The organism is Lachnotalea sp. AF33-28, from assembly GCF_003477885.1.
In the GTDB taxonomy this organism is placed as follows: domain Bacteria; phylum Bacillota; class Clostridia; order Lachnospirales; family Lachnospiraceae; genus AF33-28.
In genome coordinates this window covers 322,655-337,244 of record NZ_QUEE01000004.1, presented here as the reverse complement: position 1 = coordinate 337,244, position 14,590 = coordinate 322,655, and the positions used below count along the sequence as shown (strand labels likewise).

The following is a 14,590-nucleotide window of genomic DNA, read 5'->3' as shown; positions in this document are numbered from 1 at the left end:
CTGCGGCGGGTCGCCTTGGCGACATAATACCTTCCCGCCGCAGTGCGTTCCTACGCGGAGCGTTTTTTGTTCAATAGGTCGTATTTTCCTATTGAACAAAAAAGAATCCCGCTCGCGGGATTCTCCGCCTGCGGCGGGTCGCTTCAGCGACATCATTCCATTCCGCCACAGTGCGTTCCTGCCCGGAGGGCTTTTAATTACATAGGAGAGTTCGGAGAACTTTCCTATGTAATTAAAAAGGGCTGCAGCAAATATGAATACACTCATATTTTACCGCAGCCCGTACACGAAACTATCAGGCTTCTTTTTTAATGCTGGCGCTGTACCCGCAATTTTCATTGGAGCAGGTCACTTTGTTGCCTCTCTCCACCATATAGCTTCCGCAGTTGGGGCATTTTTCTGCGGACGGCTTCTGCCAGGACATGAAGTCGCATTCCGGATTGTTGGCGCAGCCGTAGTAGCGCCTGCCCTTCTTGGTCTTCTTGATCAGCACATCCCCCCCGCATTTCGGGCAGGGAACATCGGTCTTTTCGAAGTATGGCTTTGTATTCTTGCAGTCAGGAAAGCCCGGGCAGGCCAGGAATTTACCGTGAGGGCCATATTTAAACACCATATTCCGGCCGCAGTTCTCGCAGATCACATCGGATACCTCGTCCGCGATCTTTACGCTTTCCAGATCCTTTTCCGCCTGTTTTACGGCTTCATCCAGGTCCGGATAGAAATTGCGCACTACCGTTTTCCACTGTACCAGCCCTTCCTCCACCATATCCAGCAGAGACTCCATATTGGCGGTAAATGTCACATCCACGATGCTGGGGAAGGATTTTTTCATCATATCGTTCACCACTTCGCCCAACTCGGTCACATACAGATTTTTATTTTCCTTAACCACATATCTTCTGGCCAGAATCGTGGTGATCGTCGGCGCATAGGTGCTGGGACGCCCGATCCCGTCCTCCTCCAGCGTCTTTACGAGCGCAGCCTCGGTAAAATGCGCGGGGGGCTGGGTAAAATGCTGTTTGCTTTCGTACTCGATCAAAGAGAGAACCGTATCCTTATCCAGACTGCGGACCAGAACATTATTTTCTTTTTTCTCTTCATCTTCTATATATACGGAAAGGAATCCTTCAAAGCTTAATTTGGAAGTGCTGGCGCCGAAAATATGCTTCTCTCCCGCATTTATTCTGACAGTCGTGGTCTCATATACAGCCGGCTGCATCCTGCTGGCCGTAAAGCGTCTCCAGATCAGCTGATATAAACGGAACTGATCCCGGCTCAAAGACTCCTTCAGAACCACCGGCGTCAGGCTGATATCCGTAGGACGGATCGCTTCATGGGCGTCCTGTATCTTCCCGCCGCTCTTTTTGGATTCTTCTCCGGAAGCCACATATTTCTCTCCGTACTGCTTGTGAATGTACTCTCTGGCGGCCTTATCCGCCTCTTCGGAGATGCGGACGGAATCCGTACGCAGGTAGGTGATCACACCGATGCTGCCCTGTCCCTTTACATCCACACCTTCATACAGCTGCTGTGCCAGCCGCATGGTTTTCTGCGTGGAGAAGTTCAGCTGTTTGGAAGCTTCCTGCTGCAGCGTGCTGGTGGTAAAGGGCAGGGGCGCCTTTTTGGTCCGCTCACCCTTCTTGATATCCTTTATTACAAACTTCGCGCCCTCAAGATCCTTGAGGATCACATCCAATTCCTCTTTACTGGCGATATCCCCCTGATATTTCACCTCCAGCGGCTTTTTCTCACCTTTCACATCCAGCAGCGCTTCCAGGGACCAATACTCCTCCGGCACAAAGGCGTTGATCTCCTCCTCCCTGTCACAGATCAGACGGAGAGCGGCGGACTGCACGCGCCCAGCGCTTAATCCGCGCTTCACCTTAGCCCAGAGCAGAGGGCTGATGCTGTAGCCCACCATCCGGTCCAGGATTCTTCTGGCCTGCTGAGCATCCACCAGGTTCATATTGATATCCCTCGGCTCTTTGAGGGAATTTTTCACCGCATTCTTAGTAATCTCGTTAAATGTGATTCTCTGGACTTTTTTATTCTCCAGCTTTAATGCGTAATACAAATGCCAGCTGATGGCCTCCCCCTCGCGGTCCGGGTCGGTCGCGAGATAAACTTTATCTGCTTTTTTTACTTTCTTGCGTAAATTGGCAAGGACATCTCCCTTTCCTCTGATTGTGATATACTTCGGTTCATAGTCATTGTCTATATCAACGCCCATCTGACTCTTGGGCAGATCTCTTACATGTCCGTTGGATGCTTCCACATCATAGTTGGCACCCAGAAATTTTTTGATTGTCTTCACCTTGGCCGGTGACTCCACGATTACTAAATACTTTGCCATTTTACTCTCCCTTAGCCTCGTAGTGCATAATAGTTCTTTACCGGCTGCGCTATGAGTCCGTCCAGTTCAAGCTTCAACAATACCGCAGCGGTTTCATGTATGGAAAGCCCGCATAGCTGCGAGATTTCCTCCAGATGTTTCGGTTGTAAATCCAGACCACTATACACCTTTTCCTCATTTATGGCAAGACCTATTTTTCCGGAAGCGCCGTTTTTGCCCGGTTCACTCCCTTCCAGATGAAAGAACTCCAGCACATCTTTCACATCTGTCAAAACCTCCGCGCCCTCCTTTATCAGGCGGTTGCAGCCCTGGCTTAAGGTATCCGATATCCTTCCCGGAAGCGCAAAAACCTGTTTTCCCTGTTCCAGGGCCTGATCCACCGTGATCAGAGAACCGCTGTGTTCTTTCGCTTCCACAACGATCACCGCGTCCGACAGTCCGCTGATTATGCGGTTTCTCATCGGGAAATGGGCTGCCAGAGGCTTGGTGCCCGGAGCAAACTCTGAAATCACGCCCCCCTTTACCTGCATTTTAAGATACATCTCCCAGTTTTGCAGCGGATAACAGATATCCACCCCACAGCCCAGCACCCCATAGGTGTCGCCGCCCGCGTCCAGAGCGCCTTTATGGCCGCAGCCGTCGATCCCATAGGCCAGTCCGCTCACAATCTGCACTCCCGCGCGGCTTAATTCCCTGGCAATCCTCTGGGCGGTCTCCCGGCCATAGTAGCTGCATTTTCTTGCTCCCACGATCGCGGCTGACGGGCGTCCGTCCTGCAAAATCCGCCCTTTTACAAACAGTGCAAACGGCCTGTCATAAAGCGGTTTCAGACGTTCGGGATACTCTTCGTCTTCCACCGTAATAAACCGTATGCCTTTTTCCTTCATACTATGATAACCTTCCAGGATTTTTTCTTTATTTTTCCTGCATTCCTCCCAGGCATCGATCTCTCTGCCCCGCAGTATCCCCAAATTTTCCAATTCCCTTCCTTCTATATTATATATGCCGGAAACGGTGCCGAAATATTCGCTCATGGCGCGGACCTTCACCGCGCCCACACCCGTTATATTGTTAAGCCAATAGTATGTTTCCGTTATTGTCATATTGCCCTCCCGCAATTTATTATCCCCAGAATTTCTGATCCACGCTGCGATAGCAGACGGCTTCACTCAAATGCCGCTCCAGGATTTTTTCTGATCCGTCCAGATCCGCTATGGTACGGGCCACCTTTACGATGCGGTGATATCCCCTGGCGCTTAGCTCCATCGTTTCAAACACCTTCTGCATCAATGCATTCTCCGCCTGATCCAGCCGGCAGTAGCGGTGCAGCTTTTTCCCTGTGATCTCTGAATTAAAGCGTATCGCATCTCCTTTAAAACGCTCTTCCTGTATCCGGCGCGCACGTTCCACCCGGGCGCGGATCTTGGCCGAAGTTTCATTCTGCCGGTTTGGAGCCTGCAGCTGCAATTCGCTGCACGGTATTTTAGGCGCCTCCATACAGATATCAATGCGGTCCAGCAAAGGACGGCTGATCCTCCCCAGATAGCGGTTAATCTCCCGTCTGCTGCACCGGCACAGATTCATATCCGGATAATAACCGCAGCTGCACGGATTCATTGCGGCAACCAGCATAAAATTCGACGGATAGGTATAGGAGCCGTGCACCCGCGCAATCGTGATGCAGCGGTCCTCCAGCGGCTGTCTTAAAATCTCCAGCGAATTCTTCTGAAACTCAGGCAGTTCATCCAAAAACAGCACTCCATGGGTTGCCAGTGTCACCTCTCCCGGCTTTGGCACCAGACCTCCGCCGGTGAGCGCGCTGGAGGAGACCGTGTGATGCGGGGAGCGAAACGGCCGTTTCAGTATAAGAGGACTGTCTTTGGGGAGCAGGCCGCAGATGCTGTATATCCTGGTTATCTCGATGCTTTCCTCCAGGGTGACGGAGGGAAGTATGGTGGGGATTCTCCGTGCGAGCATGGTCTTGCCGGAACCTGGCGGTCCGATTAAAAGCAGGTTGTGCATGCCGGCGGCCGCGACCTCTGCCGCGCGTTTGAGCGCAGCCTGTCCGTTGATCTCCGAAAAGTCCACATCATATCCGTCCTCATGTCCCAAAAGCAGCCCCTGCGTATCCACCGTCACCGGCTGTGCCTCCTTGGGATGCTGAAGATAGCCGATCATTTGGCCGATGCTTTCCGTTCCTACCACTTCGATCCCTTCCACCACGGCCCCTTCCGCCGCGTTCGCCTTTGGAACATAGCACCGCCTGACCCCCGCTTTCCTGGCCCCATCCACGATGGATAGCACGCCGTTTATAGGACGGACTGTGCCGTCCAGACTCAGTTCTCCTACGATCATGACATCGGCAAGGGATGACTGCGGCAGCACTCCCAATGAGCTGATGATGCCCACCGCAATGGGCAGATCGAACCCCGTCCCTTCTTTTCTCACATCAGCCGGTGATAAATTAACCGTAATCCTGCGCGCAGGAATCAGATAGCCCGAGTTTTTCAGGGCAGTCCGCACCCGTTCCCTAGCCTCCCTCACCTCCGCTGCCAAAACGCCCACCATCTCCACCTGAGGCAGGCCTGTGGAAATATCTACCTCCACATTAACCATCATCCCTTCCAGGCCATGGAGACAGGCACTCATCACTTTACTGAACAATAACAGGTTCTCCTTTCTTACTGACCTTCACCTGCCCAGTCCGCACCGGTTTAAGGCCGATCATGCAGCGGCGCCGTCATAAACGACAGAATAAAGCCACGCAGCTATATCCGCAGGGGATGTGAATGTCCTTAATTAATATTGCTGGTTGTTTGGAAAAATTGGCTGAAATGCCATGACAGAAAAAATTATGTGAATATTCCAATACTATTATTATAACCTTTTTTCGCAATCTGACAAGCGGTTTTTGATAGGGGAAGAGCGGGTGGAAGGGGAGTTAAGCCGGCATTTCCCTGCCCGCAAAACCCGCTCCCTCCATGATGCGGCAGCTGCTAAACAGCTCTCTGACCGCATCCTCATACTCCGTAAAACTGCGTGCTTTTCTGATCCTTTTTACATATTTGCGGCAGTCCTCAAACAGGTATGCCATATATGCCCACAGTTCTTTCATTTTAAACAGCACATTATTGGCTTCGGGTATCTCACTGCGATACCCCATATAAACATCCTGATGCATCCGGAACAAATGATCCGCATCGACAGACGGCCCTCCGAGCATTTCGCGGGCCAGCCCCGGATTGGCGATGAGGCCTCTGCCGAGCATCAGCCTGTCCACCGAAGGGAATTCCTGCACAAACTCGCGGTAATCCGACGATGTAAACAGATCGCCGTTATAGCAGACAGGGCTCTTGCAAAGCCGGACTGCATCCTTAAATATCTCAAGATTCGGTGTGTTCCGGTAAAAATCAGTCCGGACTCTGGGATGGATGATCAGCTCTGAAAGCGGAAACCGGTTATAGATCTCCATCAGATCATAAAATTCTTCCGGCCGCTCCACTCCGATTCTGGTCTTTAATGAAATTTTCAGATCCAGAGCCATGAAAACCTCATCCAGAAAATGCTGCAGTTCTTCCTTCTTTGCAAGGAACCCGGCCCCCTTATATTTTGCCGCCACAGTCCCGGAAGGGCAGCCCAGATTGAGATTGATTTCTTCATATCCAAGCTGCCTTAATTCTCTCGCCGCCCAAATAAAATCTTCGGCCCGGTTTGTCAGAAGCTGCGGGACGATATGCATGTCCCGGTTATGCTCAGGCAGCACATCCCGCCGCTCCCTTACGGTAAACCGATGATGCTGGCTGGGTGATAAAAAGGGAGTGAAGTATGTATCCACGCCTCCGAAATGCGTATGCTGCGCATTTCGGTAAATATATCTTGTAATGCCCTCCATGGGCGCCATATAGATCCTCATGGCCCCGCAGACTATGCCAGATGCTCTACAGCCGCCCGCTCAATGGCGAGTCCTTCGCTGTAGCGCTCCATAAATTTCTCAAAGCCCTGTACGTCTGCAGGATCCGGCTCTATACGGCTGCCCTTCTCACCTGCAAATACTTTATCCGCCAGATAGCGGTCCAGAGTCTCTCCGTCCTCTTTATGTACCAGATAGGAAGCCAGAAGCGCGATGCCCCAGGCGCCGCCCTCACCGGCTGTCTCCATCACAGATACCGGCACATTCATCGCGCCTGCCATGATCTGCTGTCCGACCTGGGGAGTCTTGAAGAGTCCCCCGTGGCCCAGCAGCGCGTCCACCTTCACATTTTCCTTCTTAACCAGGATATCCATGCCGGTTTTCAGCGCGCCAAGCGCCGTAAACAGATGCACTCTCATAAAATTGGCCAGATTGAATCTGCTGTCCGGCGTTCTCACAAACAACGGTCTGCCCTCTTCGAAATGAGTGATATGTTCTCCGGAATAATAGCCGTAAGACAAAAGGCCGCCGCAGTCCGGATCTCCTTCAAGAGCCTTGCGGTACAGGGTTTTAAACAGCTGGTTCATATCCACCTTTATGCCCATCTCACAGGCGAACTCCTTAAACAGGGCTACCCATGCGTTTAAATCCGATGTGCAGTTATTGCAGTGTACCATGGCGACCGGGCTGCCTGCCGGGGTGGTGACCAGATCGATCTCAGGATAGACTTTACCCAGTTTCTTTTCCAGAACTACCATGGCAAATACGCTGGTTCCTGCCGATACATTGCCGGTGCGCTCCGCCACACTGTTGGTGGCCACCATGCCGGTTCCCGCGTCACCTTCCGGCGGACACATAGGGATGCCCGCACGCAGACTGCCCGATACATCCAAAAGCCTTGCGCCCTCTTCCGTCAGATACCCGGCATTCTCTCCGGCTGTCAGCGCATGAGGGAGGATGTCCCGAAGTTTCCAAGGAAGCTTTTGATCCGCCACCAGTTCATCAAACCGGTCAATCATATGCTGGTCAAAATCTCTTTTTTCAAAATCCACCGGAAACATGCCGGCCACATCGCCGATGCCAAGCACCTTCCTGCCGGTGAGTTTCCAATGCACATACCCTTCCAGCGTAATCATATAGTCGATATCTTTTACATGATCTTCCTTATTCAGAATCGCCTGGTAGAGGTGGGCGATGCTCCAGCGCTGCGGGATATTGTACTGAAAATACTCCGTCAGCTTCTCCGAGGCCGGCCCGGTGACCGTATTTCTCCAGGTACGGAAAGGAACAAGCAGCTTTTCATCCTTATCGAATACCATGTAGCCGTGCATCATCGCGCTGAATCCGATGGCTGCCAATCCGGTGACCGGCACGCCGTACCGGTCCATGACCTCTGCCGCCATGTTCCGATAGCTGTCCTGTATGCCTTCCCAGATATCCTCCAGCGTATAGGTCCATATATGGTCCACATAACGGTTCTCCCAGTCGTGGCTGCCGGATGCGATGGGCGCATGATCTTCTCCGATCAGCACGGCTTTGATGCGCGTGGAGCCCAGCTCAATGCCCAGCACCGCCTTCCCCTGTTTTATGACTTCTCTGATTTCGTCCGTATTTGAATACATGAATATACCTCCTCGGATATAATATCTGGCGATATTATATCAAATATAAACCGGCTTTGCCAGCACTATTTGCACAGTAAGCCCGGGCGGACCGGAGTTTCGTCCCATACGTATTATAACAGCTGCTCCAGCTTATTTCTGGCCTCTTCCTCCGGGATCCGCAATGCGAGGGACAGTTCCGACGCCAGGCAGTCCGTAACCTTATCCAGAAACCACTTATCATTGATATTCAGCCCATGTCCTGCCTTATCCTTATTTTTTTTCGCCCCACATAGCCCAAGAAACATGCCCATCCATTTCGCGCAGTCGCAGGAATAGAGAATATCCGTGTATTCTTTCATGCGGATTCTGCTGTCTCTGTTATAGATCGATGCGCCGCTCCCACTGTGTCTAAGAAGCTCCTCCGCTTTCCCCTCCCGAAGGATGCTGCGCATATTTTTTCTGATATTTGTAGTTTTCACATACAGCGTTGTGGTGGATGCTCCACCGACAGGGCGCAGGTAATAGTACTTGTCAACACCTCCCACAAACTCCGGGATACCGATTTTTTTGATTTCACAGATTTCACTGTACCCATAAACCACCATGTCATTTACCTGAAACATAAACTCACCATACTTTCTCGACAGCCACAAGTTACGGAAAATAAAAGGCGCTGTTTCGATCACATAATGTTATCGAAATAGCACCTGTACTTATAGTATAGCACATTTTGAGCAGTTTCGCCAGCAATGCCGCAAAAAAAATGCTGTTACCGTGACGTGCGGACGCGGATGCGCGCCCTTCTTCTCCTCCGGCGCGGACGTCTAAGGCTGCGGGCCTCCTCGATTTCTTTGAGCAGCAGGTCATAATCCCGCTCAAACAACAGATCCGTCATCTGCCGCTTCAGCACTTCTTCCGGCACCTTTTCCACGATCATCTCCCTGACAAACAACTTGCTTTTCTGCTTATAGGCGGGCAGACCGTTCCATTCCTGCAGCCGGCTAAGTTCGGGGCGCCACAACAGCTCAATCTGTTTTTTTAAGGAGGCGCCGGGATTTAAGGCAGGGGTGCGGATACATTCCACCGTTTCGCCTTCCCCTTCATCAAATATGCAGAGCAGCCCCCAGTGATCGGGGACATGGGAAGCGGCATGTTTTCTGTGCGACTTCCCCACCACCAGATAATTGTAATCGCAAAGCCTGTCATAATCGGCTGTCTGTGTCTTAAGTCTGGTATAGGAATCCCCGTCGCTCTTGATCTCAAACCCCAGAACATTTCCGTCGATGATGCCGATCACATCCGCCCTGGAGCCGCCCGTGATCTTCTCTTCAAATATGCGGATCTTTCCATAATACTCATCCAGATAGTCAAACAGCGGTTCCCGCATATCCTTATCCAGCATCCTTCGTTCCGTTTCCTTTCTATAAATCCGCCAGCCCGTTTCTCTGAACCCGTTTACGGTACTCTCCGGGGCTCATGCCGATGGCTTTTTTGAACACCCTGCTGAAATACTTCTCATCCTCATAGCCCACAGCCTCCGCAACGGCGGCAATGCTCTTCTGTGTGTATTCCAGATATTCCTTCGCCTTTCTCACGCGGACGCCCCGCAGATACTCATTGAAGGGAACGCCCACTACCCTTCCGAAACAGATGCTGAAGTAGCTGCGGCTGATGTTCAGTCGCTGGGCCAGTTCCTCCGAAACAATGTGCTCCGTATAATGTTCATCCGCATACCGCTTTGCCCGCAGTATCGCAGCCTTTATATCCCCTGACAGCTGGGAATTCGAGGATAGACCCGCGCCTTCGGCGTAAAGGGCTCCAAGCCACTGCTCCACATCCTGCCAGCTGTGAAATTCCGGCGGCATCGTGATCTGTTTATCCGCCACCGCGCCGTAGTTCTGGTTCCAGGCATTTTCCAGCGCCAGCATGATATGGTACAGCCTGGCCACGGTCAGGTTGCTTTTCTTTAAATCAAAACGGATTTTCTCAAAAAGAGACTCTTCCTGAATCCACTTAAACGACAGCCAGCGCTTTTTCAGCGTCTGAAATTCTTCCTCGTTCACTGGCTCCTGCTGCCTAAGAAGCTCCTGGTATGGATAGCTGATGATCTCTCGGTTTCCTGTATAATCCCAGAAGAATTTCTCACGTTTATATTTCAGCAGGGCTTTTTCCAGCTGATGCTTTGAAAGCCCCTGTGTCCGGCTGACTGAAAGGAGCATGCAGCCGTCAAACCGCTCGGGGAACAGAAATTCATCCGACTCCTGATTCCAGTACCAGATGCCGGACGCCATCTCATGAAAACCAGGTTTCGTCCATATATCGTTCTTGCTTAAAAATACTTCCGCGCAGTCCTCATCCCCGCTCATTTCCTCGATCAGCGCATAGACCGCATCCGCATGAATGCGCTCATCCTTCACGGCCGTTCCTTTGCGCTCCAGTTCTTTTTTCATGCGGTCCGATATCCGATTCAGGATCGCATCCAGATTTTCCTTATCGAACTGAACCTTGGCAATATAGTCGATCGCCCCCAGCCTTAGAGCCTGCTGGATATACTCAAAATCCGTATGTACGGTGAGCACTACAAACTGCAGACCGGGATAACGCGCTTTGGCCTGCTTCATGAATTCCAGGCCGGACATCAGCGGCATCTCCAGATCGCTTAAGACCAGGTCCACCTCATGTTTGTCCAAAAATTCCAGAGCCTGCACACCGTTGCTGCTCTCTCCGGCCACCTCCATGCCGTATTTATCCCATGGCATGACCGCAATGAGTCCCTTTCTCGTGAGCTTGTCATCATCCACTATCAGAACCTTCAGCATACCGATCCCCCTCTGATGTTTATGCGCTCTAAAAACTATATCATACTCTCCTCCATACAATCAACTCATTTTTAAGGGTCCCGCACCTGATAGCCTTCATTCTGCCAAACAGCTCAGCCTCGGTCTCATGGTTATCCCAATTGGAAAAAATCTCGCCCTTACCGCACAGCCTGCGAAGCTTCGCATCCCAGCGGTAATAGGAAGGGCCGTCATCATATATGCGGATATAACTCATGAGGCAGCGCAGCGTATGCGCGGCAAATTTGTAATCCGCAAACCGCTCGAACTGATAAAATCCCTTCCAGATCCCTGTTTCAGCCCTTAAAAGCGCCTCATGGCCTTCTGAAAAGTGCTCCGCCGCCAGCCCGCATTCATAGAAAGCTTCCATAAAGTCGTGCTGCTCCCATAAATGCCATGCTTCACAGAAATGTCCGACTCCCGCACATCCCTCCCGATGAAGGATCACCTGAAGCGTCAGCACTCCGTACAGCCGTTCTCCTTCCGCTTCACAGCGCTCTGCGTAATCAAAAAATTCCCGTTCCTTCCCCGCGCATTTTTCCTGAAGCCATGCGACCTGTGAGGCCAGGCTATCCGTCTTCACCGCCCAGTCAAGAGCTTGCGCCGGCCTTTTGCAATCCTGCATCCACTCTCCGGCAAGGATCCGCACGCAGTGCGTATAAAACTGTTCTCCCGCCGTCTCATCCTCCTGAAAGCCGTAACGGATACAGCGCATCGGATACTCTTCATACAGTTTCGCAATCCTTAGAGAGCCGTTTTTAAAATACCGGCCGGCAAAATCCGAATAAAAGCCGGCGGAATCAATGTGCTCTCCGTTCCAGATCCTGCTGATCATATCCAGCGTGCACACATGCTGGCGGACGCTGGAGCAGTTTACGATCAGATACTCGGTCAGGCCGTTTTCAAACGCTTCCCAAAGCTGCCTGTCGAAATATTCAGGGGGCTGGGGCAGCATCGTGGTATGGCTGGCGGCCTGCAGGTCATAAAAAGAGGCGTGATAATAGATTCCGTGTTTTCCTTTCCGCTCATCGGCTCCGGCAGGCAGAGCGGGCGTACGGGGATTGTGATTGTCCCTTCTGCGTGCCACCATCCGGCCGTAGCCGTTATCCGCCCAGATTTTTATGATGTCCTCCGGTATGTCCAGGCAGCCTTCCCGGTACAGCTCCATCAGTTCTCCGTACAGGTTGGTGCAGAGCACCGCATCCTTTACATATTTGCGGACAAGGGCGGCTTGTTTCCTGATTATTCCGCTGATAAAGGCCCCCTTCTCCTGATCCGTCATATCAGCGCCCGCGCCTTCAGACTCCCAGAACGCGCAGTCCCCCTGCCCGCGAAACCCCACCGCATAGACGGTCCGCTCTCCCGCCTGTTCTCTGACCGCGTCCTCCCACAGCTTTTCAAACAAAGCGCCGTTTTCACGGTAGGAGGGATTCTCTTCAGGATAAACATTCAGAAACATCGGCGCGCCCAGTATCTCCACATGATGGTGCGTCAGAATCAGTCCCATATCCGATGCCAGTTTCCGGTATTTTCTGAAATTATCCACATCGCCCGGAATCACCATGTTGCCGCCGCAGCGCAGGCATGCCTCAAAACCCATCTCCCAGGCCAGCGTTTCATCACCTCCCGGATTCCATCTGGACAAAAAGGTTTCATCATTAAAAAACCATCCGCGGTAACGGACGGCCGCTTTACGCGATACAATGCGCTGTTCCTCAATCCATATAACAGCTTTTCTTTCCGGCCTGCAGTCCATCCAGAACCAAAAAGGCAAAACCCCCAGAAAGCGGCGGCTGATCTCGGCAAATGCATAGACAATGCCCAGATCGTCTGCGGCCTTCACATCCATGCGGTCTTTATTTATTTCAATGATCCAGCTCTCCGCTTCCATATGGGGCAGTTTTTCAAAGCAGATCGAAGTATCACAGCCGTCATTATATGTGCAGCGTGGAAATACCATGTCCATATCCCGGTACAGCCTGTCTATGGACAGTTGTACGGTGCGGCTGTCTAATTTTCCGATTATACATGTTCTATTCGTAAAAGCAAACATAGTTTTCTCCCAAATTATTTTCTCTGCTGCGCAGACAGACCTCATCATTTTTCCTGTCCGCATGGATTTTCCGGTAAACGACCGGCCGTCTGCATCAAATTATCCGGATCATATCCGGAATCGATCTTCGGAATACGCATATGCACCGCAGTGCCGCCGTTTTTTCCAGTCATCAGTTCAAATCCTGCTTTCTTCCCTCTTTTTTCATAAAAAGCGGTCAGGGACTGTATGACATATTCAAGCCCAATCCCCATCGCGTTGGCCTCATAGTGAGCCGCATCCTCACAGATACTGGCGATTCTAACATCCAGTGACGCCAACTTGTCCTCCGGTATCCCCACCCCGTCATCTTCGATGCGGATACAGACCATATCTTCCTGATCCTCCACCGTAATTTCAATATGCATATTTTCCCGATAGCCGTGGCTTAACGAATTTTCTATGATGGGCTGCAGGATGAATTTAGGGGTCGCATAATGGAACACGGCGCCTTCCGGCCTGCGGGATACACGATAGGTGAAATCATAGCGCACTTTCTGCAGCAGCATATATTCTCCGATAGCGGACAGTTCGCGCTCGATATCGGTGTTGTCTCCGTCCTTATCCAGATTGTAGAGCAAAAGGCGGTTCAGCGCCTGTATCACGCGGTCAATCTCCTGTTCGGAATTGATCACGGCCATCCAGTGCACCGTATTGAGCGTATTCATCAAAAAATGCGGGTTGATCTGATACCGCAGCTTTTCCAGCTGCATGCGGTTTTTATCCTCCTCGTGGGAAATGATTTCCGCAATCATTTCCCTGATCTGGCCTTTCATCTCCCCCATCCGCTCCAGCAGGCGGTCATATTCCTCCATGCCGGTGCTGACCTTTGCTTTCTGCTGCCCATCCTCCATAAGAAAGCCGTCCAGCTGCTCATCAAACAGACGCAGCGGCTTATATACGGTGCGCCAGAGCAGCCAGGCAAGAACCGCAAGAACAGCGGCAAATACGCCGAGCACCACCAGAAGCATCAGATATGCCTGGCGCTGGGCCCCTTTGATCTCGTTTAGATCCACCAGCACGATCAGCGAAAATCCCCGGTCCGATGCGATCGGAAAGGCCTTATAGGAAGCGGAATTCTCCCACCTGCCGCCCGCTTTAGCGAGCTGCGGATCGCTGCTGTAAGTGATCACGCCCTCCCGGTCCGTAAATATCAGCGGATTCTCCTCCGGGAAGATCCGTTTCAGCGTATTAAAATTCGTCTCGATGGTCAGATAAAGCGGCGCATCCGCCGGCCCGCTGATCCTGCGCCTAAGCATCAGCACATCCTCACCGATAAATGCCGTCAGGCTCTTCCTGGGCCCGTAGCAGCTGATCTCCTTGCTCTGATACAAAAGCGGAGAGGGTTGGGTCAAATCTTTCAGATCGGTGACCGGGTAATTATCAAACAACACTTCTTCTCCGTCATCGTAGATCACAAGCCCCACATTGGAATTAGTAAAAGAAAGTACACGCACATCCTCCTGAAGCTGCTTCTGCAGCTCCACCCGGTCGTAGGCGGGAAGTTCCTGATTCACGGCATCCAGCAGCTTTTCGGACGTGACCACGCCGAACCCCAGCTGCTGTGAGAGCAGCTCCAGATTGTCCATCACGCTTTCACAGCCATTCAGAATAGAGGATGCCATGTCCTGATACGCGTTTTCCACATTGGAATTGATAAATCTGCTGATCGTATGCTGCGCGATCACCGTCATGCAGACCGCGCACGCCGCGATGATGACCGTGAATATAATCAGGATGCGCTCTTTCAGAGAATACCGCTTTCTCCTTCTGCCTGCCCGGTCCATCCGCCAC

The 14,590-nt window shown here is 51.8% G+C and carries 10 protein-coding genes; all 10 read right to left on the bottom strand.

Annotation, left to right across the window (positions count from 1 at the left end):
• Window positions 1-295 precede the first annotated feature (295 nt).
• Window positions 296-2,353, bottom strand: a complete 2,058-nt coding sequence (topA, locus tag DWZ56_RS08155) for a type I DNA topoisomerase (protein ID WP_118555851.1) — start codon at window positions 2,351-2,353, stop codon at window positions 296-298.
• An 11-nt stretch (window positions 2,354-2,364) separates the two neighbouring features.
• The gene (dprA, locus tag DWZ56_RS08150) at window positions 2,365-3,456 is read right to left on the bottom strand and encodes a DNA-processing protein DprA (RefSeq protein WP_118555850.1); all 1,092 of its coding nucleotides are present in this window, start codon (window positions 3,454-3,456) and stop codon (window positions 2,365-2,367) included.
• A 19-nt stretch (window positions 3,457-3,475) separates the two neighbouring features.
• Window positions 3,476-5,017 (bottom strand): YifB family Mg chelatase-like AAA ATPase, encoded by a 1,542-nt coding sequence (locus tag DWZ56_RS08145; RefSeq protein ID WP_118555849.1) that lies wholly within the window; start codon window positions 5,015-5,017, stop codon window positions 3,476-3,478.
• Between the two features lie 277 nt (window positions 5,018-5,294).
• Window positions 5,295-6,266 carry a tRNA dihydrouridine synthase gene (locus tag DWZ56_RS08140; RefSeq protein ID WP_118555848.1) on the bottom strand — a complete coding sequence of 324 codons (972 nt, stop codon included), beginning with the start codon at window positions 6,264-6,266 and terminating at the stop codon, window positions 5,295-5,297.
• Between the two features lie 11 nt (window positions 6,267-6,277).
• Complete coding sequence (locus DWZ56_RS08135; RefSeq protein WP_118555847.1) at window positions 6,278-7,885, bottom strand: xylulokinase; 1,608 nt, start codon at window positions 7,883-7,885, stop codon at window positions 6,278-6,280.
• 113 nt (window positions 7,886-7,998) lie between these two features.
• Entirely contained in the window at window positions 7,999-8,490 is a 492-nt protein-coding gene (locus DWZ56_RS08130; RefSeq protein ID WP_118555846.1) for a CarD family transcriptional regulator, read from the bottom strand.
• Window positions 8,491-8,636: 146 nt separating this feature from the next.
• Window positions 8,637-9,269 carry a sce7726 family protein gene (locus tag DWZ56_RS08125; protein WP_147369398.1) on the bottom strand — a complete coding sequence of 211 codons (633 nt, stop codon included), beginning with the start codon at window positions 9,267-9,269 and terminating at the stop codon, window positions 8,637-8,639.
• A 19-nt stretch (window positions 9,270-9,288) separates the two neighbouring features.
• Entirely contained in the window at window positions 9,289-10,686 is a 1,398-nt protein-coding gene (locus DWZ56_RS08120) for a response regulator (protein ID WP_118555845.1), read from the bottom strand.
• A gap of 40 nt (window positions 10,687-10,726) precedes the next feature.
• Window positions 10,727-12,757 (bottom strand): glycosyl hydrolase 115 family protein, encoded by a 2,031-nt coding sequence (locus DWZ56_RS08115; RefSeq protein ID WP_158584497.1) that lies wholly within the window; start codon window positions 12,755-12,757, stop codon window positions 10,727-10,729.
• A 44-nt stretch (window positions 12,758-12,801) separates the two neighbouring features.
• Window positions 12,802-14,583, bottom strand: coding sequence for a sensor histidine kinase (locus DWZ56_RS08110; RefSeq protein WP_118555843.1), 1,782 nt, complete (start codon window positions 14,581-14,583; stop codon window positions 12,802-12,804).
• Window positions 14,584-14,590 lie beyond the last annotated feature (7 nt).

Bases quoted from the DNA above. Each gene is read 5' to 3' on its own strand.
- topA (WP_118555851.1), bottom strand. From the start codon at position 2,353: ATGGCAAAGTATTTAGTAATCGTGGAGTCACCGGCCAAGGTGAAGACA.
- dprA (WP_118555850.1), bottom strand. From the start codon at position 3,456: ATGACAATAACGGAAACATACTATTGGCTTAACAATATAACGGGTGTG.
- DWZ56_RS08140 (WP_118555848.1), bottom strand. From the start codon at position 6,266: ATGAGGATCTATATGGCGCCCATGGAGGGCATTACAAGATATATTTAC.
- DWZ56_RS08135 (WP_118555847.1), bottom strand. From the start codon at position 7,885: ATGTATTCAAATACGGACGAAATCAGAGAAGTCATAAAACAGGGGAAG.
- DWZ56_RS08130 (WP_118555846.1), bottom strand. From the start codon at position 8,490: ATGTTTCAGGTAAATGACATGGTGGTTTATGGGTACAGTGAAATCTGT.
- DWZ56_RS08125 (WP_147369398.1), bottom strand. From the start codon at position 9,269: ATGCTGGATAAGGATATGCGGGAACCGCTGTTTGACTATCTGGATGAG.
- DWZ56_RS08120 (WP_118555845.1), bottom strand. From the start codon at position 10,686: ATGCTGAAGGTTCTGATAGTGGATGATGACAAGCTCACGAGAAAGGGA.
- DWZ56_RS08115 (WP_158584497.1), bottom strand. From the start codon at position 12,757: ATGTTTGCTTTTACGAATAGAACATGTATAATCGGAAAATTAGACAGC.
- DWZ56_RS08110 (WP_118555843.1), bottom strand. From the start codon at position 14,583: ATGGACCGGGCAGGCAGAAGGAGAAAGCGGTATTCTCTGAAAGAGCGC.